This window comes from Pseudomonas sp. GM24 (genome assembly GCF_000282235.1).
Taxonomy (GTDB): Bacteria; Pseudomonadota; Gammaproteobacteria; order Pseudomonadales; family Pseudomonadaceae; genus Aquipseudomonas.
The window spans coordinates 1-23,798 of record NZ_AKJR01000206.1; the positions used below are offsets into that span (position 1 = coordinate 1).

The window sequence follows — 23,798 nt, forward strand, 5'->3', positions numbered from 1 at the left end:
AGCTTGCTCGCGAAAGCGTCGGTTCAGACAATGCTTCGTTGACTGACACAACGCCTTCGCGAGCAGGCTCGCTCCCACAAGGGTTTTTCGCATTACCGGAGATCACTTCCCGGCAATTTGCGCCTTGGTGTAGAAGCCGTCCTGTTCGAGCAGGTCGATGTTGTCCTTGGTCAACGGGGTTGGCGTGAGCAGGATGGTGTCGACTTTTTTGCTGCCGTTGTCGTACTGCGAGCTGAAGGCAGGTTTTTCGTTGCGTGCCAGTTGCACCGAGAGCTTGGCGGCTTCGGTGGCGATGAGTTTCAGCGGTTTGTACACGGTCATGGTTTGCGTGCCGGCGATCACGCGCTTGACCGCGGCAAGGTCAGCGTCCTGCCCGGAAATCGGCACCTTGCCGGCCAGTTGCTGTGCCGCCAGTGCCTGAATCGCGCCGCCTGCCGTGGCGTCGTTGGAGGCAACGATACCGTCGATTTTGTTGTCGTTGCGGGTCAAGGCGTTTTCAACAATGCTCAGCGCCTCGGTCGGGTTCCATTCCTTCACCCACTGTTGTCCGACAATCTTGATATCGCCCTTGTCGATGGCCGGTTGCAGCACTTTCATCTGGCCTTCACGCAGGATCTTGGCGTTGTTGTCGGTGGGCGCACCACCGAGCAGGAAGTAATTGCCCTTGGGCGCGGCATTCAGCACGCCGCTGGCCTGCATCTCGCCGACTTTTTCGTTATCGAAGGAAATGTAGGCGTCGACATCGGCGTTGAGGATCAGACGATCATAGGAGACGACTTTGATCCCGGCTTTCTTCGCTTCGGCCACCGCGTTGGTCAGCACCGTGGCGTTGAACGGCACGATGACGATGACATCGACGCCCCGGGAAATCAGGTTTTCGATCTGGGAAATCTGCTTCTGCTCATTGGCATCGGCCGACTGCACGAAGACCTTGGCATCCATTTTTTCGGCCGCCGCGACGAAGTAGTCACGGTCACGCGACCAGCGTTCCAGGCGCAGGTCATCAATGGAGAAACCGATTTTCGGGTGGGCAGCGTCAGCCATCACCGGCAGTGACAGCAGCGCCAGGGCAGTGGCCAATAGCGTGCGTTTTACGTTCTTCATAGTGGGGCGTCCTTTTATTGTTGTTGGAAAGACACGGCCTGACGATGAGTATCGGGCTGGTAAAACTGTAGAGAATCCGCAGACGCCGCAGGCACAGATTTGTCGTAGAAATGTCACCGCGTCGATGCGCCCGCAGACTCCCTGTGTGATCAGCGATAGATAAAGCGGTTGACGACGTTTTCGAGCATTTCCTGGCGGCCGCTGACCGCTTGCGGGTTCAACTCGTTGGTGAACGCGTGCTCGGCCAACGACTCAAGGTTGAAGTCACCGGCCATCACCGCCTGCCCGAACGGCTGCTGCCAGCCGGCGTAGCGTTGATCCTTCAGCCGTTGCAGCTCGTCGTTCTGCACCATGGCCGCTGCGCGTTCCAGAGACAGCGCGAGAACGTCCATGGCGCCGACGTGGCCATGGAACAGATCGATCTGATCAAGGCTTTGCCGGCGCACCTTGGAATCGAAGTTGAAACCGCCATTCTTGAAGCCGCCGGCCTTGAGGATTTCATAGGTGGCCAGGGTCATTTCTTCGACGCTGTTGGGGAACTGGTCGGTGTCCCAACCGTTTTGCGGATCACCGCGGTTGGCGTCGATGCTGCCGAAAATCCCCAGCGAGACCGCCGTCGCAATCTCGTGATGAAAGCTATGACCGGCCAGTGTCGCGTGGTTGGCCTCGATGTTGACCTTGATTTCGTGCTCCAGCCCGAACTGCTGGAGAAAGCCGAACACGGTGGCGCTGTCGTAATCGTATTGATGCTTGGTCGGCTCCTGCGGCTTGGGTTCGATCAGCAGATCACCGGTGAAGCCGATCTTGTGTTTGTGCTCGACCACCATGCGCATGAAGCGGCCGAGCTGTTCGCGCTCACGTTTCAAGTCCGTGTTGAGCAGGGTTTCGTAGCCTTCGCGACCGCCCCACAACACGTAGTTGGCGCCTTTCAGGCGATGGGTCGCGTTCATGGCGCTGAACACCTGGGCAGCGGCGCAGGCGAACACTTCGGGATCGGGGTTGCTCGCGGCGCCGGCAGCGAAACGCGGGTTGCTGAAGCAATTGGCGGTGCCCCACAGCAGCTTGATACCGCTGGCTTCCTGGTGTTGCTCGAGGTGGTCAACCATCTGCGCGAAGTGGTTGCGGTACTCCTTCAGAGAGCTGCCTTCCGGAGCGACATCGGTGTCATGGAAGCAGTAATAGTCGATACCCAGTTTGGAGAAAAACTCGAAGGCGGCGGCTGCTTTGCCGATCGCCAGTTCCATCGGGTCGCCGGCATGTTGCCAAGGGCGCTTGAACGTCCCCGCACCGAACACATCGGAACCCGGCCAGACGAACGTGTGCCAGTAACAGGCGGCCATGCGCAGGTGTTCGCGCATGGGTTTGCCGAGGATGAGTTTGTCGGCGTCGTAGTGACGAAAGGAGAGGGGAGAATCGCTGTCTGGGCCTTCGTAGCGAATCGCATCGACATCGGGGAAATACTGCATGGACCTTGTCCTTGTTGTTCTTGGCGGTGTCTCGATACTAGCAACGGCCCTGTACCCGCTGATTATGAAAAACATCAACACGGGGTGCGATTTTGCGTATTGAGCTTCTTCGGCCAGGCGCCTAGTCTGTGCCAATCGCCTCTGTGACAAGGGGGCCCAGAACAAGCATAAAAACAATGAAAACCGTACCGCCTGTTCACCGCATCGCCCTGTTGTTCAACGGCAGCAAGATCTACGACCGTGGCATCATCAGCGGCATCGGCAACTACCTGAGCAGCACCCGCGCCTCCTGGGACCTGTTTCTCGAAGAGGACTTTCTCTGTCGTTTGAAAGGCATCGAGCGCTGGCAGGGCGACGGGATCATCGCCGACTTCGACGATCCGCTGATTGGCGAGGCACTGGCCGATATCCAGATGCCGGTGGTAGCGGTAGGGGGCTCGTACGAGGATAAACGCGCCTATCCGAAAGCGATTCCCTACGTCGCCACCGATAACAACGCACTGATAACGCTGGCCTACACGCACTTGATCGAGGCAGGACTGCAGCGCTTTGCCTGCTTCAGCCTGCCGGAAGCGCAAGCCAATCGTTGGGCACAGGAGCGGGAAAAAGCCTTTCGCAAACTAATGAAACGCGACGGCCTGCACGGCGAAATCTATCGCGGCATGGGCACCAGCGCACCGCTGTGGGACAGCGCCGTCGAACAGTTGATCGCCTGGTTGCAAAGCCTGCCCAAACCCATCGGCATCATCGCCGTCAGCGACGCCCGCGCGCGCCAGTTGCTGCAAGCCTGCCTGACCGCCGGCATTGCGGTGCCGGAGCAGGTGGCATTGATCGGCATCGACAACGATCCGCTGACCCGCAGCCTGACTCGAGTGCCGCTGAGTTCGGTTATTCAGGGCACGGAAACCATGGGCCGTACCGCCGCGCAACTGCTCCACCAGATGCTGCACGGCATGCCATCTACCGGTACGCAGATCCTGATCCCGCCGGATGCGGTCAACGTGCAGGTGTCGAGTTTGCACCAGCCGTTGGGCAATCCTTACGTCATGCAGGCGCTGCTGTTCATTCGCCAATATGCTTGCCAAGGCATTAAAACAGCGCAGGTGGCGGCTTATGTCGGCGTTTCGCGTTCGTCACTCGAAGCGCATTTTCGTGCTGAGCGAGGCTGTAGCGTGCATGACGAGATTTTGCGTTTCAAACTGGCAGCGGCGACTAGCGGCCTTAAAGATGCAGATTCAGTGATTGCCGACGTTGCGCGCAGTTGTGGGTTTAAATCTGCGCAGTATCTGCACACGGTGTTTCGGCGGGAGTTTGGCTGCACGCCGCGGGAGTATCAGCAAGGAGCAGGGATGCGCTAATGGAATGGCGGAAATGAGGTTAGAGCGGGCATCAATGTCTTGATTGTTGCGTGAACAATGAATCGTCCGCTGTTCGTTTCTCTGGATGGGCCCAAAGGTACCGGCAAAACCACACTGTTGGAGGCCGTTACGCAAGTACTGAGGGCGGGCAACCAGAAAGTCATCCGGCTTTGCGAGAGAAAAAGCGATCCGTTCAGGGGTGAAACCATGGCCTTGGTTAACACTCTGGCGAGAAATCCTTGCCGGGATCTGGAGTGGGCTGTGTGTCAGCGCCTTGCGGATAGCCGTCGCTGGATCTCCCAGAACGTTCTGACGAAGCAGCCGCTGGACAGCATCATCTTGATCGATCGCTGGTATCCCTCGGATGCGGCGTTTCGCCAAACCATCCCGTTTGCCGAGATTCTTCAATTGAATATGGAGCGAGATGTGCGGGTGCCAGATCTGCATGTCGGCGTCGTCACCGATCCGGATATTTCATGGGCCAGAGCTGCTAACCGATCACGAGGACTGGGCGGCACTGTGATCCAGAAGCACGCAGAGCATGTGGCGTGTACGGAAATGTTCGAGCAAGCGGTCAAGGATCACGGTTGGATGTTGTGCCGTAATGAAGGAACGGTTGAGGAGGCGACGATGCTGGTGGTTTCTCGGGTCTATGAGGTGCTTGGGTTGAACGTCGAAGTGGATGCCAGTCTTGGCGCTCAGGGTATCGCGTAGACCTTGAAGTTCAGTGGACACGGCCTGCCAGGAAGGGGCGTCTGGTGAAATTTTCTGGGGTTGGGCAGGACGCTTGCTCAGGCGCTCTGAATAGCCTGATGACGCTTTTATAGAAACAGGATGAGCAAAACCGCGACAGCCACAAAGCCATCGCGGTTGTTCTGCGTTTTAGCGGTTAGCGTCGGCCAAGCCAGCCTCGATGAAGCGAACGGAACTCTCCATAGCCTGCTGACCTTCTGGCAGCATGGTGGCGTAGAAGTGCCAAGCGTGGAACATCGCAGGCCATACTTCCAGGTTCACGCGAACCCGGTTATCTGCCAGGTGAGTTGCGAGGCGCATTGCATCACTCAACATCAGCTCGTTTTCGCCGATCTGCACCAAGATTGGTGGAAGACCGGTGACGTCCGCGAACACAGGTGAGGCAAGAGGATGATTGGCCAATGTGTCGCCGAGGAATGCTCTGGCGAGGATGTCCAAGACAGGCTTGGAGTTCAGAGGATCCAGACCTTCACGGTTGCTCATGGAAGCGCCGGTGTGTTCAAGGTTCGCCCATGGTGAGATGGAGGAGCCAACCGCAGGCAATGGAAGCCCTTTCGATTTAGCCGCAACCATGACGCTGACAACCATCGCGCCGCCAGCCGACTCGCCAGAGAACGCAATTTTGTTAGCCGGGATTTTCTGCTCAAGCAACCATTCGTAAGCGCGCAATGTGTCGTCAATTGATGCTGGGAACTTGTGCTCAGGAGCGAGGCGGTAGTCCGGCATGTACACACGAGCACCGAGCATTTTAGAGTAGTTGCCGCCGATACCGTGGTAGCCGTCTGGACGTCCTACAATGTAGGCGCCGCCGTGGATGTACATCACGACCGCGTCGGTTTTGATCTCGTCCGGAGTAACCAGTGTGCCGGGTACGCCACCCATGTCGACTGCTTCGAATTTAACGCCAGCTGGCGCTGGATTTTGCGCGAGCATTTTTGCGTAAGAGTCGCGGATGTCGCTCATTTTTGTAGTGGTATCGATTCCCTTAAGAACGGGTACCAGATCGCTAAGGCTATTGGCCCAGGTTTGGACGGCTGCTTGGACTTTAGTGTTCATAATGACCTCAATTGATCGTTGGGAGTGGATTAGCTAATTGAGATACTATGCTTACTATTGGGGAATAGGGTTCCCCATAACAGGTGCTAAGCCGCCCGAACGTTGAGACCACCGAGGCCGTATGGAACTCCATAACCTAAATGATATTGCCGCGTTTGTGAGCTCGGTAAACGCTGGAAGCTTCACTGCGGCGGCAAAACAGCTTGGCCTTACGCGCTCTGCAGTGGGCAAGTCGATAGTCAGGCTCGAGGCTCGTTTACAGGTACGTTTACTGAATCGCACTACGCGCAGTTTAAGCATGACGGATGACGGCCAGGTTCTGTATGAGCGCTGCGTGGGCGTTCTTCAGGATCTGGACGACGTGGAGGATGCCCTTGCGTTTCGTCGTTCGACACCCAGTGGGCGACTGCGGATGAGTCTGCCGGTTGCGCTGGGCAGACTTCATGTCCTTCAGCACATTGAGTGCTGCCTTAAGGATTGGCCCTCACTGAGCGTGGATATCACCTTTTCTGACAGGCTGGTCGATCTGATCGATGAGGGATTTGATTTGGCCATGCGTATCGGGCCACCGAAGGAAGATTCTCGGTTGTTAACGCGCACTGTGGCCTACCAACAAATGATTACCTGCGCTTCCCCCAAATATTTGGCTGAGCACGCCGAGCCTAAAACGCCGGAGGATTTATCCGAGCACCAGTGCCTGCATTTCGTGAGTGGTGGGAGATTGCTTCCTTGGAATTTTCGCGTGGATGGTAGCTCTGTGTCCGTTACTCATGGTGGAAGGCTACAGATGGACAGTGCTGAGTCATTACACCAGTCAGCTGTAGCTGGCCTGGGCATCGCGACTCTTCCTTCCTACGTGGTGAACGACGATTTGAGAAGCGGCAAACTTGTTCAATTGCTCGCTGGCTATGCAGAGGCCGCAGAGCCTATTCGGGTGATCTACCCTAGCAAGCGGCACCTATCTCCAAAAATTCGACTCTTCATCGATAAGCTCGTGGAGGCTTGGTCACCATGCCCACCATGGGAGCAGCATTCTGCGGAAGGCATTCGCTATGCCTGACCCGTGAGCAAAGCCCGCGCGGCTAGTCGATACCTAGCATATGCATCGCGTATTCATTTCACTTGAGCATCGACTTCCAGGCGTGGGCACTGCGCCCGTATTCCGTGCATTTGCCAAAGGAGCCAGTGCCTCAGAGGCTTAGTGCGCCGGTGTTTTCCACATCCTCAATAGATGCTCATGACTGCGTTTCGTAGGAATTACTGGCGCTCCTTGCTGGGGAAGTGACCATGCAGACCGCTTGACAGCGGTCAAATATCCGAATAAAAATGAAGCGCTTCATAAATATCTCTTAAGAGAATAAATAAAAAAATAGAGTCGTGAAAATATCATGGATTTTGTTGGCTTATGGCCGCAGGCTGTGAAAATGAAGCGATTCATATTTGCCGTTTTACTAGGCAAGCCTGGAGTTCATAATGGTCACTGCATCATTAGCTTTCGCTCGGTCAACCACGCCGGCTGCCCTCTTATCTAAAGACACCGACCGCCCCGGCACGGGGGCACAGGCTTCGCCACACAAATCTCCTAAAACCACCCGCATACATGAGTCCGAAATTTTCGGTCAGCCAGTGCGGCATTGGACGCGTGTGAGCATCACCGCGCCTTGTTTCTGTTTTTTCAGCGCGGGGAGTTTGACATGACGAATCTTCGACATTCAGGACGCACAGTTCTCATTACCGGGGCAGGAGGGGGCATTGGTGCCTCAATTGCCCGGCTGTACTGCGAGGAGGGCGCGCGGGTTGCTTTGGTAGATTTCGACGAACAGTCAGTTTCCGAGCTTTCACGGCAACTCAGTGCTGCTGGACATCTGGTGGCTTGGGCTAAAGCTGACGTATCAGATTTCGCTCAATGCAGTCGATCCTGTCTTGAGCTTGGTGAGCAGCTCGGCCCGATCGACACCTTGATCAACAATGCAGGCGTGTCACCCAAACATCAGGGCGCACCCGCACCGATTTGGGAAATGGATCCTCTGGAATGGGAAAGGGTCGTCGGCATCAACCTCACTGGCTCGTTCAACCTGGTTAGGGCAATCGCGCCGGGAATGGTTGAGCGCGGCTTTGGAAGAATCGTGAACATGTCTTCCGTCGCCGGCAGCGCCTATTTGCCTATTGTCGCGGCGCATTACAGCGCTACTAAAGCCGCGATTATCGGTTTTACCCGTCACCTGGCAGGTGAGCTCGGGCCCTATGGCATTACTGCAAACGCACTGGCTCCGGGACGCATCGAAACGCCGCTTCTTAAAACCGTTTCTGCGCAAGCGAACCAGGCAGTCGTTGATGAGACTCCGTTGGGCCGTCTTGGAACGCCACTTGAGGTAGCTAAAGCAGCATGCTTTTTGACTTCAAACGACAGTGACTTCATCACGGGCCAAGTTTTGGATGTGGCGGGTGGCTGGTTGATGCGCTGATCCATCCGGGCTCGTATTCAGCGTAACGATTTATCTCACAGTTTTTCAGCAGCGGGTGATGGCATGGTTCGAACAATGGGTTTTCCTGGCCGATACGAGCAAGGGCCAGGCGCGCTAAAGCAGCTTGGCAGAATCCTTTCCGATATGGGGCAATCGCGCCCATTGGTCTTGTGCGACGAGTTCGTCTCGAGGCATCTGTGGCCTGAGGTAGGGAATGCATTGTCAGAGCATGGCTTCGAGGCGAACAGTATCGTTTTTCCTGGTGAATGCACTAAAGCTGCAATTGCGTCTCTCTGTGAGCGATCAGCAGATTACAGGCCAGACACCATCATCGCTTTGGGCGGGGGTAAGACAATTGACACGGCTAAAGGGATGGCTGCTCAGCTTAACGTCCCCATTGTCGTATGCCCGACCATTGCTTCCAGCGACGCCCCAACCAGCCGTTTGATTGTGCTTTACGACGAAGCGCACAAGGTCGTTGGTGTCGAGTACCTGAACATGAACCCCTCTGCAGTAGTCGTGGACACCGAAGTGATTGTCCGTGCGCCTGCAAGGTTTTTCGCCGCAGGCATCGGCGACGCCATCAGTAAAAAGTTTGAGGCGCAACAATGTCAGTCTGCCGGAGGCAATAACTCATTTGGTACTCCAGCGTTGAACACGGCATTGCTGCTAACAGAGGCTGTGTTTAAGACGCTTATGACCTACGGGTACAGCGCTTACCAAGCAGTAGGCCGGCACGAGGTTAATGATGATGTCGAGCGGGTTGTTGAAGGAACCGTCCTTATCAGTGGCGTTGGGTTTGAGAGTGGCGGCTTGTCGTTAGCCCATGCGCTTGTGCGAGGTCTTACGTCAATTCCTGCGATTACTTCCATGCTGCATGGTGAGCTTGTCGCATTCGGGACGCTGGTGCAGATGTCCGTCGAAGAGCGCCCAGACTCAGAGATCCTAGGGGTCGCTCAGCTTCTGAATGATGTGAATCTTCCCGTCACCCTCGACGGCCTTGGCCAGACGTCTCCGTTTACCTCTGAGGAATTGGACATTGTCGTCCAGGCAACACTGGGTGCGGTGTACGCGAAAAATATGGCGCCAGCCCTTACGGCTGAGCGAATCATCCGAGGACTCGCTCGTGCCGACGAGCTGGGACAACGATTGGAACGTTTCAACTAACCGCTAAATGCAGCACAGCTAATCCAAGAATAAAAGAGGCTCAGAAAATGACAGACAAGACCGTTCCGCATATTCATGACTTGCTCAAAGACTCCCCTAAGAATTGGGGTAAGTGGGGCCCGGATGATGAGGTAGGCTCACTCAACTACCTTACAGATATCGAAGTGCTCCAAGGGGTCAAAGAGGTCAAGCAAGGCAAGACATTTACTTTGCAGGTGCGGATGGCAGATCCTGCTGGTGACCCGGTCTGGCCTGGTCGCTCCCAGTCAAAACGCATGAATATCATGGATCGTGGTCACTACAACTGTGGCAAAGGCCCACATTTTCCGGGCTCTTACGAGTTCGCCGACGACGTGATGTTTTTTCATCTTCAAGGGTCAACTCAGTACGACGCCCTTGGGCATGTCTGGTACGACGATCAGATCTGGAATGGCTACAGCGCCGATACCACTATCGGTTCGCTGGCCAAGGCGAGCGTTGCTCCATTGGGTGAAAAAGGCATCGTTGGCCGAGGCATTCTGATCGACATCGCGCGCCACCGTGGTAAAGACGTGCTGGATGCAGGTGAAACGTTCAACCATGAGGATTTAATGGCTGCGGCCCGGGCTCAAGGCGTCTCTATCAACAAGCGCGACATTCTCATCATCCGCACTGGATGGATTGGCTCGTTTTATAAACGCGACCCGGAAGAGTTCTACAAAGACTTTATCGAGCCAGGCCTGACCTACAGCCCTGAGCTGGTGAAGTGGTTTCAGGAGATGGAAATTCCGAACATCGTCACCGACACCATTGCTAACGAAGTCACCGTCGACCCCGTGTCAGGAGTTGCGTTGCCGTTGCACAACGCACTCATGAGGAACTTGGGCATCACTCTCACTGAGATCGCTCAGCTTGATCCTCTCGCTGAGGACTGCGCTGAGGACGGTCAGTGGACGTTTCTCTATACCGCAGCCCCTCTAAAGGTCGTTGGCGGAACCGGAGCTCCTGTGAATCCGATCGTCATTAAATAAGTGTTTTTGCCTGGGGGCAGCAGAAACGCTGCTCTCAGGTTTTTCCCTCCAATTAACGGCTCCCGAACGGCAGGCTGTTGGCTTATCATCCTCTGCGCAAATCGAGGGCGTTCTTCTGATCGTCCTGTCTCCGCGCTACGATCGAGGATGCTGAATCTCCAATGAAAAAAATCGAGAAACCGAAGCTCAAGGATGTGGCTGAATTGGCGGGCGTCTCGATGGGGAGTGCTTCAAGAGCATTGGCTGTCCCGCACTTAGTGAAACCTGCCACGCTGGCCAAAGTACAAGCAGCTGTTCAAGAGCTCGGGTACGTGCGCGACGGGGCCGCGCGTGCTTTGGCATCCAGGCGCACGCACAGCATCGGAGCCGTTTTTCCTACTTTTAACAACCCTGCGTTCGCTGAAGCTGTCCAGGCCCTCCAGTTAAGGCTAACGGAGCTTGGGTATCATCTAATCATTTCTTCCCATGAATACGACCAGGCGCAAGAACTGGTAAACGTAAGGAACATGATTGAGCGGGGCGTCGAAGGCCTACTGTTGGTGGGTACTGAACACAGTCCTGAAATTTATGAAGCGCTAACTGCCGCCCAATGCCCATTCATTCTCATGTGGTCGCTTGATGGTGCTCACGACCATCACTGCGTGGGATTCAGCAATGAGGAGGGTGGTCGATTGATTGCCAAGCACTTGCTTAGCCTTGGTCATCAAAGTATCGCCATGATCAGTGGAGTTGTTTCTAACAACGAACGGGCAAAATACCGTCTGAAAGGAATTACCGCTCAGCTACTCGAGTCAGGGATAGAGCTTTCAAGTGAACGGATTATTGAGCAGCCATTCACGATTGAGGGAGGGCGCGCCGGGCTGCGGATTGCTATGGAGCTTAACCCCAAGCCTACAGCCATTGTCTGCAGCACTGACCTCACCTGTATCGGAGCGTTGGCGGAAGCGCGCTCCAATGGGATCGACGTCCCCAAAGAACTATCAGTCAGCGGGTTCGATGATATCGAGTTCGCGGCTGCCTACGTGCCAGCCCTGACGACCGTCAGGGTGCCGACTTCGAAAATTGGTATCAGCAGCGCCAACAACATCGTTGCGCTAATCGAGGGGCGCCCACTTGCACGCCGCGAGCGCATACAAATCGAACTCGTCGTCCGAGATAGTACGGCGCCACGGCCCTAGAGCGTTTCCAGAAAGGCACTAAACTCTTGGTGCTTCATTGGCATTGAACCAGCCTGGGCGGTACTCGCTCCAGGTCAGTTGCCAGAAGCCCTCATGCTTGCGACGAAGCCGCATTCGGTAATGCGCGCCATAGAGAGGCGTGCCATCTTGCGTGTGTGAGTTTCCAGGAATGACTCTGCCGACAATCATTTCCGCTACACCCTTTTCCTCGTCGGCCTTGATCTCCAGCACGTCCGCGAAATGCTGCATCCACGGCCAGGGCCTGCGAAACTCTTTGAAGGAGCCGATGATCGCGTGGCGCCCTTCAATAAGGCCCATCGGTTGGAAATCACCAGCGGCGTCGTTGGCAAAGCAATGGGCAAGTAGCTGCATGTCAGCCTGATCCAGCGCCCATGAGTAACGAGCGTAGGTTTCAGCAATACACTCCTCGCTGGGTACCGAAGGCGTTGAGCTTGGGAAAGCAAGCCATGGCGAATTCAGCTCGCTAACGATGGTGGGGGCTGGATCGCCAATCCTCCATCCATCGTCACCTGGTGGAAGCTGCCAGTGAGTGGCAAGCGAGTAGTCCCCGGTTACCCAATTCAAGGCAATCAGCACGCTGTCGAGGCGCCAAGTGCCTGCTGTCTTTTTCAGAGAGCCTGTGACAGTCATACCAAATCCGAGCGTGGCCGACTTTGTGGCTTTGCTGATATGGCCATAGGCGTAGAAACTGAAATTGGCGTCGGTTTCTCCACCACCCACATAGTGATTGGTTGCCTTCACTGAAAAGCCATCAGCCTTGGCACGGTCTTGCTGGAAAGCTCTGACGATCTTGCGTCCACCCTCATGAGCGGACATGTGGCTTGTCACCAACTGGCAATTGTCAGTGAACATGTCCCCAGCAGATTCCCAATTACCGCTCTCCCAGGCTTCCAGAAAGGTGGCTATAACGCCCTTAATTTCGGTGCGATCATTTGAGCCGGTCACTGGGTCACCTGCGAGGCAGGTTGGCCTATGGGGAAGTGTGGCAGGACATACTCAGCCATCTCCTCCAGGACATCAGCGGCTGGTCGCTGCAGAGGTTTGATATTCAGTGCGACGTGTGAAACACCTTCATCCTGTTGCCGTTTCCAGAGCTCCACGAGAGCATTACGCCCGATCCTTATTCCGTTGTAGCCGCGTTCCAGCGGTGTGCTCGGATCCTTCGCCAGATCGAAAAACGTCGCGTAGCCGTATGGTTTTACATTGCCGGTCTGGCTGGCAGAACGGAACTCGCGGATGAGGCCGGGCAAACGATTGAAGTCGCTCAGATGCCAAATCCAGGCATCGGCATTATTGGCTATCCACTCAAGCGTCTGACGGGCCCGGCCCACGACAATCATGGGGAGTCGAGGGCCAACGGGCTTGGGTACCATGTCTAGCAAGCCTTCCAGCTGGCCGAAAAGTTTGGTTGAGACGCTTGGGAAGCTGGTTTCAGTGACTGTCTTAATCAGCTCGAAGCCTTCCCGGTATCGTTCTTCTCTCGCTTCGAAATCAATCCCGAATGCTGGATATTCAATCGGGCGATCTCCGCTGGATAGCCCTAGCAAGAAACGACCGCCGGTTAGCTGGTCGACCGAAACGGACTGCTTAGCGACGATCAGTGGTTCACGTAACGGAAGAACGATGCCCGTTGTGCCCAAGGCAATGTTTTTGGTAACAGCAGCCAGATATCCCAGATATACAAACGGGTCGATCATTTGACCAGTATCACCAAAGCTCGGGTCATAGAAGGGCACATCTCTCATCCACAGACTTGCGAATCCAGCCTCGTCCGCGATGCGAGCAAGGCGTTGATGATCCTGCAGCGTGGGAAACGGTGAATTCGGATAGCCCTCCAAGGGCATGATGTATCCGAAGGTGAGGCCTTCGGGCAGGAACACTCGCGAATAGGCCGGGTGAGCTGCAAGTTCGGGACTGAGCTCAAGGGAAGGGCTGAGAGAAGTCATTGCTAAACCTCATTATTTCAAGCCGATTACTACTGTGTAAGCGGCTTTCAGATGAACAGGTCTGCATGGTAGTGAAGGTATTGGGGAAAATGTGTCCCCTCTGATGGGGCGCGATCCACTGGTGGCCGCTATCCACACAATGAAAAATCTGCTGGGTCAATCGCTTGAACTCGTCCGCAGTAGGCGTCTTAGATGAGTCGCGGCCTTCAACGGGATGAGTCTTACGCGCTGTGACGAGTGGTCACAGATGGTGTGAATTTCTGAGTATTCTCCTGTGCGAGAGCATCACCTACTCTCACTCAGCGATTGAAATCCTGGCTCGCTCGCCAGTCACACGTTGAGAGAAATTATAATGAATACGCCCGTTAAACCTGATGAACTTGCCATTCCTTATGCTTTGCCGCAGGTGCCTTTCATGTCTCCAGACATGGTGCATCCAGGCGTTATGACCACTTGGCTCGAAGACGATAATCTCTGGGTGCCTGTCACCAAGTCAGTATCTTTCAAACCACTGCTGCTGAGCGTTAGCGGTGGGTACTACATCAACTTGCTCCGAGTGCGGCAGAGCGGGGTTTTGTCACGTCACCGCCACTCAGGTGCAGTGCATGCGATCGTGTTGAAGGGGCGTTGGTACTACCTCGAACACGATTGGGTTGCTGATGAAGGCTCCTTTGCATTCGAGCCGCCAGGGGAGACTCACACTCTGTTCGTCCCTGAAGATGTCGAAGAAATGATTACTTGGTTCCACGTTCAGGGTGGCTACACTTACGTCGACCCACAGGGTGTCGCGGTTGGCTATGAAGACGTTTTCACCAAGCTGGAAGCTGCCCGCAGCCATTACAAAAATTTGGGCTTGCCGGACGATTATATCGAGCAGTTCATTCGCTGATTCTGGTTCAAAAAAGAACGCGCTACGGCGCGTTTTTTTGTGTAGATAAACAGGTAGATTCAGTCGCGTAAGGAGCGTACCGAAATGGATCAATACTCCCAAATGCTAGCCTTCATCTGGTCAACAGAGTGCGGAAGTTTTTCTGCTGCCGCCAGGGCGCATGAGATGACTCCGTCGGCCATCAGTAAATTGATAGCGCGGCTAGAGGATCGGCTTCGAGTTCGACTGTTCCAGAGGGGGTCCCGAGTCCTCACTCTGACGGAGGAGGGAGCTGCTTATTTGCGCAGTGCGAAAGCTGTGGTTGAGGCGATGAGTGAAGCTGACTCTCTGGCAGAAGGGCTTCCTTCAAGGGTCAGTGGCACGCTTCGCATCCACACGATGACCTCTTTTGCGAAGCAGCAGATCGTGCCTTGGTTGCCGGAATTCCTCGACACTTATCCCGGTCTTGATGTCGAGATTCAGTTAGGCGCTCAGTTCGTTGACCAGTTCGAGCAGGGATTGGACATAGCCATCCACAGCGGGATTCTTCCGAGCTCTTCCAGAATCGCAAAGAAGATAGGCGAATGTGAATGGTTGCTGTGTGCTTCACCTGACTACCTGGAAAAGTATGGAACACCGCAGCAGCCACAAGACCTGATGAATCATCGATGCTTTAACTTCAGTTTTGCCAGCCCTTGGAACAAATGGGCCTTTATCCAAGATGGCCTAGGTGTGACGACCCCTGTGAAGCCTCGAGGATCCTTTACCCAGGGTGAGCTGCTGAGAGATATGGCCAAATCAGGTGCGGGTATAGTCCGTCTTGCGGATTTCCACATTGGAAAAGACATTCAGGACGGATCGCTGGTGCTCCTGCTTGACGAGTACAAAGCGGAGATCTTAGAGCCTATTTACCTGCTCTACTCGGATAGAAAACATCTAAGTCCCCGCATCCGAGTTTTCATCGAGTTTTTCCAAAAAAAATGGATAGCACATCCATGGAAGGTCGTGAGAGGACTACCCGAAGCGACTTGATAGCCACTACGGCCCCGCGCTTACTTTCACTTTCCCTCCGCGCAAGCGTGCAACTTTGGCTCATGCACAAGAGAGCCAATACTCCACCTCTCTGTAATTTTACCTCCTGCTCTGTGCCCAACAGAGCTCCCCAAAAATTGAGACCTATTTCCCAGTAATTACTTAGCCAAATGCTTCGCTGGCGCCTCTCTCATTTTGTGCCACTGACCTGTTCCTGGCGGTCACAGCAGGTGTGCTTTGCCAGCTATATTCAGCCCTGAAATTGAGCCATAACCTCTGTCCATGGTGAACAGTACGACAAGTGCTGGATCATCTCGGATGTTGAGGCGTATGTGTGCAAACCACCGATCCTCAGCCGGAGAATAAAAATAAATACCCGGAGATATCCCCATGGGATTTGCTCAAGACAAAATCGAAGCATTACCTGCGGTCAATCGTGTGCCAAAAGGAGCAGGTGCAGCCTCGTGGGGCGCGATGGCGCTTTTGTGGCTCGTGTATGCCATGGATGCCAACTCCCGCCAGATGTTCTTTATGGTATTGCCCTCCATCACCAGCGAGTTCAAGACAAGCGCTGAGCTGACTGGACTGCTTGCCGCGTTCATCACGATCGCTACATCTTTGATAGCCGTGCCTTGCATGATTTGGGCTGATAAAGGCGGTCAGGGATGGATGCGTAAATACCGCCATCTGCCAATCGTGATTGCTTACACGCTATTCACCTTTCTGACCGGCCTCAATTTCTTGACTGGCTCGCTTGGAGTGCTTGTCGCGCTGCAAGTGATGTCTCACGCATTTGGCGGTGCTGGCGAAGCCATCGAAGTCACTTCCTTGTCTGAGTGGTGGTCGAAGGAGCGCCGTGGTTTCGCCCTAGGACTTCATCACACCGGATACCCTTGGGGCACATTGATCGGTGGCTTGGCGATCAGTGCTCTACTCCACGCTTACGGCCCGGAAAATTGGCGCTTGGCATTCCTGCTGTTCCCTGTACCGATGATCATCATCTTTTCGGTCTACTGGTGGTTCAGTACGAAGAAGCGTTACGAGTCCTTTGTTGAACACGCTCAAGCCGTGGGTGAGACCCCTCCATCAATGGAAGCGGTACAAGGTGTGGTGGAGGTGCCCAAAGGCGCGTTCAAGTCGGCAATGAAAAATCCGAACATCTCCGCTATCGCTCTAATCTCGATGTTTGCAATCGTTGGCTACTTCGGCATCAGCTTCTGGCTACCTCAGTACCTGGCCTTTGTTGCCCATTACAACTTCGCAGAGGCAGCTGCTTACTCGGTGCTCTTCACGATCACCGGTGGTATCGGCCAGATCGTTTGGGGATGGATTTCAGACCGTGCAGGCCGAAAACTTTGCCTAGTGCTTGTTTTCGCGTGGCTTGCGGTGGGCATGTACCTCTTCAAATACTCATCCGTCAGCCTGACTTGGCTTATCGCGATTCAGTTGTTTGCTGGGTTCGCGATGAACGCGCCCTACACGTTGCTGTATGCCATTGCGTTTGACTCTGCGAAGCAAGGCACGACTGGCCTGGCGGGCTCAATCGTCAACGTCGGTATTTACGCCGGTGGCTTTGGGCCATTCGTGATCGGGATGTTCATCGGCGCAGGTGGTGGCTTTGAGCAGGCTGCGGGCTACAACTACGCTCTCTACTTTATCTCCGGTCTCATGGTACTGGCGGCCATCATCACCATTTTCTTCACCCGAGAAACTACCGGTTGGTTCCTGAAGTACGACAAGGCGCTGGTATCGAAGTCCTCTTGCAACATGGGTTTGTAACGAACCGATCGCACCTGCACTTACAAGAAAATCCCCTTGGGGATAGCTAAAGCTAGGAGAAAGTCATGACCCTTATTAATGATGCCAAATGGTTGAGCCAACTCGCCGACGAGTTAAACGGTGATGCTGACTGGACTGCCGCTGCTCGCTATTTTGATGGGCGCATTCAATTCAAGCACAGCACAGGTTTTTCAACGCTTGCGGTTCTCGCCGGTAAAGTCGTTGCGGTTTACCCGGAAGGAAGCCCGTTGGGCGCTGACATCATCGTGTCTGGTGCTGATGATGAGTGGCAGCGCGTTCTTGACGGAAAGATCGATTGGTTTGAAGCGTTGTCCCCTGGATTGGGAAAACTTGAGCTTGAGGGCAACGTGGTTGCTGCATGGCAGTACGTAGATGTGATGGCCCGCGCGTTCGACGCAATGAAGCGTGTAGGGAAAGCTAATAATAACCCACCAGTCTCGTACTCTCCCGGGCCTAAGCCGTCGGGGAAAGAGACGGTAGGACGGTACATTACCGTTGATGGAATTCGCGTTTATTACGAAGAATCAGGGGAGGGACGTCCACTCGTTTGCTTCCACGCGGCATCACAAGATTCTCTGATGTACAGGCACGTACTGGACGGCCTCTCAGATGAGTTCCGCGTCATTGCAATTGACGCCCCCGGGCACAGCAAATCAGAGCTGCCCGAATCAGGCCCATTCCACAGCCTCACTCGCCATGCGGAGTTCAATGAGCACCTTATGGAGGCTTTGGGACTTGAGAAACCCGCCATCATGGGATGCTCGATGGGTGGCAATCTGGTGTTGGAATTGGGGGCACGTCGGCCCGATGCGTACAGCGCGATCATTTCAGCTGAAGGGGCAGATTTTACCCCGACGGTTTCCGAGTTCTTCCTCGATATGTTGCTCATGAATGGGCCAGAGATTATCGGTGCCTGGTCTCGTTCGATGACGGGCAATCGCACTCCACCAGATCGTGCGAGGGAGGTGGTGTGGCAGATCTCGCGCACCACGCCGCAGGTGATGAAAGGTGACCTCACAGGCTATGCGAACTTTGATCAGCGGCAACAAGTTGGAAAGATCAAAGCGCCTGTTTTACTTCTGCGCGGTGACGCGGATTGGTTGGTGTACCAAGAGAAGGTTGAGGAGACCGCATCTCGCATTCCCGGTAGTAAGATCGCCGTGCTCGCAGGTACTGGCCACTATCCAATGACTGAGAACCCATTGGAGTTCTGTGACACGGTACGCGCTTTCCTTCGTGAAGCGGGTCACGGCCACGCAGGCTGAAAGATCTGATTGAGGAGCCCGCTCGTCAGGCGGGCTTTTCTGCGTTTATTGAACGAGAAGGTTCAATCCCAAAAAAACCTTTTCTATTCCCGCACAAAAACCTAAAGCGCGCCGACCCACTGAGGCTCTGGCCGTTGCGGGAGCTATCTCGACCCTCGAATCCCTTCCACAGCCGATCGTCAGACAATCAGAATTATTTTCTTGTGATCTGTGATCACAGTGGATAGCATCTGTCTCAGAGCGAACATCTGAGCGTCAGCATTGTTCACCAACCGCTCAAACGATTACTCCTAAACATAAATACAAAATTTGGAGAACATCATGCGAAGTACAACTCCATCTGCGACCGAGCGTAGCCCCATTGCAATCGTTGGCGCAGGCCTGATCGGGAGAGCTTGGGCGATTGTTTTTGCTCGAGCGGGACATCCGGTACGCCTACACGACATGGATCTGCAGACAATGCAGAACAGCCATGCCTACATCGAAGCGAGGCTTAATGAGCTCGCAGAATTCGATCTTCTTAATGACGCCCCCCTCACCGTACTTGCACGTATTACGTGTGTTCCCGATTTGGCTGATGCGCTACGGGATGCGGTGCTCGTACAGGAAAGCGTTCGGGAAACGGTGGAGGCGAAAATCGACATTTTCAGTCGAATGGATGTGTTGGCGCCCAAGGATGCGATTCTTGCCAGTTCAACTTCATGGTTACCGGCCTCCGTGTTCACTAAAGATCTACCAGGTCGGGGGCGCTGCGTAGTTGCACACCCTACCAACCCGCCTTACTTAGTTCCTCTTGTGGAGTTATGCCCTGCGCCGTGGACAGAATCTGAAGTGATGATTCGAGCGCATGAGATCTACACCGCAGCAGGGCAGAGCCCTGTCGTTCTATCCCGAGAGATCCACGGCTTCTTGTTGAACCGAGTCCAAGCCGCAGTCCTCAACGAATGCTTCAAATTGCATGAGGAAGGCTTTGCCAGCTCGGAGGATATTGATCGGGTGCTCAAAGATGGACTCGCCCTCCGCTGGTCGTTTATGGGCCCCTTCGAAACCATCGATCTCAACGCCCCTGCCGGCGTATCTGACTATGCCAAACGCTACGGTCAGCAAAATCGCGAAACGATCAATTCCGAAAATGCTTTTGACTGGTCGGAATCAGCAGTCGCCCGAGTACATGACGAGCGCCGCCAAAAACTTGAACTTGAAGGCATTGCATTGCGATCCGCTTGGCGTGACCGCCGCCTTATGGCTCTCGCTGCACACAAGCGTCAAGCACCAAATTCCTGACGGAATCAATTCATCCTGAACACCAAAATAAAAGTAACCAGGAGATCACCATGGCTCGTAAAGTCATCATCACTTGCGCGGTCACCGGCGCAATTCATACACCTTCCATGTCTCGATATCTGCCGGTAACACCAGGTCAAATTGCCGAAGCGGCGATTGGTGCCGCTGAGGCTGGCGCCTCAATTGTTCACCTACATGCTCGTAATCCAATTGATGGCAGCCCCTCTCAGGATCCGGAACTGTTTAAGCAGTTTCTGCCGGCTATCAAAGAAGCTAGCGATGTGGTGATCAACCTGACTACAGGTGGCGCACCGACAATGTCGCTTGAAGATCGACTTCGCCCAGCTCATCAGTTCAAACCGGAAGTGGCCTCACTGAACATGGGGACGATGAACATGGGTCTATACCCAATGCTCAATCGTTTCAAGGAGTTCAAACACGCTTGGGAGGAACCCTATCTCGCCGGCAGCCATGACCGCATTTTCAAAAATACATTTACCGACATAGCCCACATCCTCGAGTCATGCAGTGAGAACGGTACCCGTTTTGAAATCGAATGCTATGACATTGGGCATCTCTACACCGCTGCACATTTCATTGATCGCGGCCTCATCAAACCTCCATTTTTGATCCAATCGGTTTTCGGCATTTTGGGCGGTATCGGCGGTCACCCGGAGGATGTCCTGCATATGCGTCGCACAGCTGATCGTCTCTTCGGTGATGACTATCAGTGGTCGGTTCTTCCAGCAGGAAAGCAGCAGATGAGCATTGGTGCTCAATCAGCCACGCTTGGAGGACACGTGCGTGTGGGTCTTGAAGACTCGCTTTGGGACGGGCCGGGCCAATTGGCAAAAAGCAACGCAGACCAAGTCTCGCGTATGCGCAAAATTCTCGAAGGGCTTTCACTTGAAGTGGCGACACCTGCTGACGCGAGGGAAATCCTGAAGCTCAAAGGTGGCGATAACGTCAATTTCTAAGCGCGGGCACTCACCCCCCCCCATAAAGTCTATCTAGAGGATATTTTGATAATTAAAGGTCGCGGCACAACACCCGCGCCTTAGCAACTTATCCTCATGAGGAGAAAATGAACCATGTTAGCTACGACCCATACAAAAATACAAAAGGGAAAGTCGCTGAACGCTTTAATGTTTCGCAAACTAATGCCGATGTTAATCTTTGCTTACGTTATAAGCTTTCTAGACAGAACTAACATTTCACTTGCCAAAACACACATGGCAGTAGACTTGGGTATTTCCGCTGCCGCTTACGGTTTTGGGGCAGGGCTCTTCTTCCTTACCTATGCACTCATGGAGGTACCCAGTAACCTGATCATGCACCGGGTAGGGGCCCGACTCTGGATCACCAGGATCATGATCACTTGGGGACTGTTATCTGCCGGTATGGCCTTCATTACCGATGAGACTACGTTTTACATTGCCCGCGCGCTACTGGGCGCAGCCGAAGCCGGATTGTTCCCAGGTGTAATGCTCTATTTAACCTATTGGTTTGGTCGTGAGCAAAGGGCACGAGCCAGTGGCTATTTTCTAATCGGGGTCTGTCTCGCGAATATCATCAGCGGGCCGGTTGGCGGGCTGCTGTTAGAGATGGATGGAATCTGGGGTTGGCAAGGCTGGCAGTGGCTGTTCTTCTTGGAGGGAATTCCAGCTGTTCTATTCTCCGTAGTGATTTGGCGAAAGCTTCCGGACGGCCCATCTACTGCAAGTTGGCTATCAAAGGAACAAGTCACTGAAGTAGAACAAGTTCTGAAGAAAGAACATGATGAAGAAATCGCCTCCGGCAATGTAGGTCATTCTTTTAAGGGCGTCCTTAAGATCCCTCAAATTTGGCTTGCGATCACGGTGTATTTCCTCCACCAAGTTAGTGTGTATTCGGTAATTTTCTTCTTGCCGGGCATCATTGGCACGTATGGAGGCTTGTCATCGTTACAAATAGGATTGTTAAACTCAATCCCATGGATAGCAGCGGCACTCGGCGCAGCGCTTCTTCCAAAGTATGCAACTACTCCGAAAATCTCACGCAAAATAATGTTTGGTGGACTGCTCCTGATGTCGGCTGGATTGACTCTTGCGGCCTATACCACTCCACTGATAGCTCTAATAGGATTCACTCTTACGGCATCGATGTTTTTCGTTGTTCAGCCTGTGATATTCCTCTTTGCCAGTTCAAGACTGGCGGGAGCGGGTATGGCGGCGGGTCTGGCGTTAGTGAATACCTTTGGTATTACTGGTGGTTTCTTCGGCCCTTCACTTCTGGGCTTCGTTGAGCAAACTACCGGGAGCACAAAGAATGGACTCATTATTGTAGCGGCTCTTTTAACGCTCGCGGCATTCCTGAGTTTGAAACTACGTCAGGCACAAGAAATGATTACTACAAAAACGCGGGACAACATTGTATTGCCCCAGGCTGCGCCGTGTATTACTGATAATGCGAGGACAAAATGAAGAGTACATCCCTGGCACTTAAACTACATCCCGACGACAATGTTGCAATCGCACGCGCTTCGATACCTCAAGGAACCGTGGTTACGGAGTTCGGTAATATCGTGGTGCTCGCCGATGTGCCCGCAGCGCACAAGATTGCCCTTGCACACGTAAACCCAGGTGATCCTGTTCTGCGTTATGGCCAGATTATTGGCTTTGCTACTAAACCCATTGAGCCAGGCGATTACGTGCATACGCACAATCTGGAGATGGCGACGTTCGAGCGAGACTACGCGTTCGGCGAGGATGCCAAAGTCGCGTCGCCTGCAGCCTCTCCTGTGACATTCCAAGGTTTCGTCCGCGCTGACGGGCGAGTAGCAACTCGAAACTACATTGGTGTAGTGAGCACTGTGAACTGCTCCTCCACTGTTACCAAAATGGTGGTTGAACACTTCTCGCGAAACGGTGTGCTGGATGCTTACCCAAACGTGGACGGTGTGGTGCCGATCACCCACAGCTTCGGTTGCTGCATAGAGCACAATGGCGAGGGGGTGAACCAACTGCGGCGCACGCTAGGCGGTTTCATCAAGCACGCCAACTTCGCTGGCGTGGTGGTCATCGGGCTTGGCTGTGAAGCCAATCAGATGGGCGCTCTGTTCATGGCCCAGGGCATCGAGACCGGCAAGCTTATCGCTCCCGTGGTCATCCAAGACGTTGGCGGAACCCGCAACGCAGCGGATGCCGCCATTGCCGCCGTGGAATCGATGCTGCCGGTTGCCAACGAGTGCCGACGCGAGCCGGTCTCGGCGCGGCACCTGACCGTGGCGCTCCAGTGCGGCGGTTCAGACGGATACTCGGGCATCACGGCCAACCCCGCCCTCGGTGTGGCTGTCGATATGCTCGTAGCGCAAGGTGGAACTGCCATCCTTAGCGAAACGCCGGAGATCTACGGCGCTGAACACCTGCTGACTCGTCGCGCTGCAACCCGTGAAGTCGGCCAGGGTATCGTCGACCTTATCAAATGGTGGGAAAGCTACGCAGACCGCGAAAAAGGCAGTATTGATAACAACCCCACGCCTGGTAACAAGGCCGGCGGCCTGACGACCATTCTCGAAAAGTCTCTAGGCGCAGTTGCCAAAAGTGGCTCCTCAGCACTCATGGGCGTTTATCGTTACGCCGAGCCCATTACAGTCCGAGGCTTGGTGTTCATGGATGCGCCTGGCTACGACCCGATGGGAGCCACTGGCCAAATCGCCAGCGGCGCAAACCTCGTTGCGTTCACCACCGGACGCGGCTCGTGCTTTGGCGCTAAACCTGCTCCTTCGATCAAGCTTGCGACGAATACCAAAATGTACACTCGCATGAAGGATGATATGGACATCAACTGCGGGGATGTCATGGATGGCGATGCCACCCTTGAATCGAAGGGTAAAGAGATTTTTGACATGCTCATACGAGTGGCTTCGGGAGAAAAATCTAAAAGCGAGGCATTAGGCGTCGGCAGTGAAGAAACAGTGCCTTGGATGATCGGCGCTCAAATGTAACAAGCAAAAAAAGAGGCGCCCTGATACCAGGCGCCTCTTT

Annotated in this window: 20 protein-coding genes; 15 read left to right on the forward strand and 5 right to left on the reverse strand. The window is 54.3% G+C overall.

Going from position 1 to position 23,798, the window contains the following annotated elements; translation table 11 throughout:
- Positions 1-102: 102 nt before the first annotated feature.
- Complete coding sequence (xylF, locus tag PMI23_RS22000; protein WP_007913194.1) at positions 103-1,104, reverse strand: D-xylose ABC transporter substrate-binding protein; 1,002 nt, start codon at positions 1,102-1,104, stop codon at positions 103-105.
- A gap of 149 nt (positions 1,105-1,253) precedes the next feature.
- Positions 1,254-2,570: a xylose isomerase gene (gene xylA, locus PMI23_RS22005; RefSeq protein ID WP_007913192.1), complete on the reverse strand. Its 1,317-nt coding sequence runs from the start codon at positions 2,568-2,570 to the stop codon at positions 1,254-1,256.
- A gap of 176 nt (positions 2,571-2,746) precedes the next feature.
- On the opposite strand from xylA, the gene PMI23_RS22010 reads away from it, so the two are divergent.
- The gene (locus PMI23_RS22010) at positions 2,747-3,928 is read left to right on the forward strand and encodes a XylR family transcriptional regulator (protein WP_007913191.1); all 1,182 of its coding nucleotides are present in this window, start codon (positions 2,747-2,749) and stop codon (positions 3,926-3,928) included.
- 57 nt (positions 3,929-3,985) lie between these two features.
- Positions 3,986-4,642, forward strand: coding sequence for a dTMP kinase (locus PMI23_RS22015; RefSeq protein WP_007913190.1), 657 nt, complete (start codon positions 3,986-3,988; stop codon positions 4,640-4,642).
- Positions 4,643-4,810: 168 nt separating this feature from the next.
- Here the strand turns inward: PMI23_RS22015 and PMI23_RS22020 are convergent, their stop codons facing one another.
- The gene (locus PMI23_RS22020; RefSeq protein WP_007913189.1) at positions 4,811-5,737 is read right to left on the reverse strand and encodes an alpha/beta hydrolase; all 927 of its coding nucleotides are present in this window, start codon (positions 5,735-5,737) and stop codon (positions 4,811-4,813) included.
- 121 nt (positions 5,738-5,858) lie between these two features.
- Here PMI23_RS22020 and PMI23_RS22025 point away from each other — a divergent pair, with 121 nt between their 5' ends.
- From PMI23_RS22025 to PMI23_RS22045, 5 genes are all read left to right on the forward strand, one after another.
- Positions 5,859-6,797 carry a LysR family transcriptional regulator gene (locus tag PMI23_RS22025; RefSeq protein WP_007913188.1) on the forward strand — a complete coding sequence of 313 codons (939 nt, stop codon included), beginning with the start codon at positions 5,859-5,861 and terminating at the stop codon, positions 6,795-6,797.
- 634 nt (positions 6,798-7,431) lie between these two features.
- Entirely contained in the window at positions 7,432-8,202 is a 771-nt protein-coding gene (locus tag PMI23_RS22030) for an SDR family oxidoreductase (RefSeq protein ID WP_007913186.1), read from the forward strand.
- A gap of 75 nt (positions 8,203-8,277) precedes the next feature.
- Positions 8,278-9,369 carry a glycerol dehydrogenase gene (locus PMI23_RS22035; RefSeq protein ID WP_238539549.1) on the forward strand — a complete coding sequence of 364 codons (1,092 nt, stop codon included), beginning with the start codon at positions 8,278-8,280 and terminating at the stop codon, positions 9,367-9,369.
- Positions 9,370-9,416: 47 nt separating this feature from the next.
- Entirely contained in the window at positions 9,417-10,379 is a 963-nt protein-coding gene (locus PMI23_RS22040; RefSeq protein WP_007913184.1) for a cyclase family protein, read from the forward strand.
- A gap of 161 nt (positions 10,380-10,540) precedes the next feature.
- The gene (locus PMI23_RS22045) at positions 10,541-11,557 is read left to right on the forward strand and encodes a LacI family DNA-binding transcriptional regulator (RefSeq protein ID WP_007913182.1); all 1,017 of its coding nucleotides are present in this window, start codon (positions 10,541-10,543) and stop codon (positions 11,555-11,557) included.
- An 18-nt stretch (positions 11,558-11,575) separates the two neighbouring features.
- Here PMI23_RS22045 and PMI23_RS22050 read toward each other — a convergent pair whose 3' ends face one another.
- On the reverse strand, positions 11,576-12,523 hold the full coding sequence (locus PMI23_RS22050) for a nuclear transport factor 2 family protein (RefSeq protein ID WP_007913181.1): 948 nt from the start codon (positions 12,521-12,523) through the stop codon (positions 11,576-11,578).
- Positions 12,520-13,524, reverse strand: a complete 1,005-nt coding sequence (locus PMI23_RS22055; RefSeq protein ID WP_007913180.1) for an LLM class oxidoreductase — start codon at positions 13,522-13,524, stop codon at positions 12,520-12,522. The genes PMI23_RS22050 and PMI23_RS22055 overlap by 4 nt, the downstream gene beginning before the upstream one ends.
- Positions 13,525-13,876: 352 nt before the next feature.
- Between PMI23_RS22055 and PMI23_RS22060 the strand changes: the two genes are divergently transcribed.
- The 8 genes from PMI23_RS22060 (at position 13,877) to PMI23_RS22095 (ending at position 23,758) form a co-directional block, all read left to right on the forward strand.
- The gene (locus tag PMI23_RS22060; protein ID WP_007913179.1) at positions 13,877-14,413 is read left to right on the forward strand and encodes a 2,4'-dihydroxyacetophenone dioxygenase family protein; all 537 of its coding nucleotides are present in this window, start codon (positions 13,877-13,879) and stop codon (positions 14,411-14,413) included.
- 84 nt (positions 14,414-14,497) lie between these two features.
- Entirely contained in the window at positions 14,498-15,424 is a 927-nt protein-coding gene (locus PMI23_RS22065) for a LysR family transcriptional regulator (RefSeq protein ID WP_007913178.1), read from the forward strand.
- A 390-nt stretch (positions 15,425-15,814) separates the two neighbouring features.
- Positions 15,815-17,203, forward strand: a complete 1,389-nt coding sequence (locus PMI23_RS22070; protein WP_007913177.1) for an MFS transporter — start codon at positions 15,815-15,817, stop codon at positions 17,201-17,203.
- Between the two features lie 65 nt (positions 17,204-17,268).
- Positions 17,269-18,489, forward strand: a complete 1,221-nt coding sequence (locus tag PMI23_RS22075) for an alpha/beta fold hydrolase (protein ID WP_007913176.1) — start codon at positions 17,269-17,271, stop codon at positions 18,487-18,489.
- Between the two features lie 321 nt (positions 18,490-18,810).
- Positions 18,811-19,773 carry a 3-hydroxyacyl-CoA dehydrogenase gene (locus PMI23_RS22080; protein ID WP_007913174.1) on the forward strand — a complete coding sequence of 321 codons (963 nt, stop codon included), beginning with the start codon at positions 18,811-18,813 and terminating at the stop codon, positions 19,771-19,773.
- A 50-nt stretch (positions 19,774-19,823) separates the two neighbouring features.
- Positions 19,824-20,750 (forward strand): 3-keto-5-aminohexanoate cleavage protein, encoded by a 927-nt coding sequence (locus tag PMI23_RS22085; protein WP_007913166.1) that lies wholly within the window; start codon positions 19,824-19,826, stop codon positions 20,748-20,750.
- A 114-nt stretch (positions 20,751-20,864) separates the two neighbouring features.
- A complete protein-coding gene (locus PMI23_RS22090; RefSeq protein ID WP_007913163.1) occupies positions 20,865-22,235 on the forward strand; it encodes an MFS transporter in 1,371 nt (456 codons plus the stop codon).
- Positions 22,232-23,758: a UxaA family hydrolase gene (locus PMI23_RS22095; protein ID WP_007913162.1), complete on the forward strand. Its 1,527-nt coding sequence runs from the start codon at positions 22,232-22,234 to the stop codon at positions 23,756-23,758. Before PMI23_RS22090 ends, PMI23_RS22095 begins: the two co-directional genes overlap by 4 nt.
- The last annotated feature ends 40 nt before the right edge of the window (positions 23,759-23,798 follow it).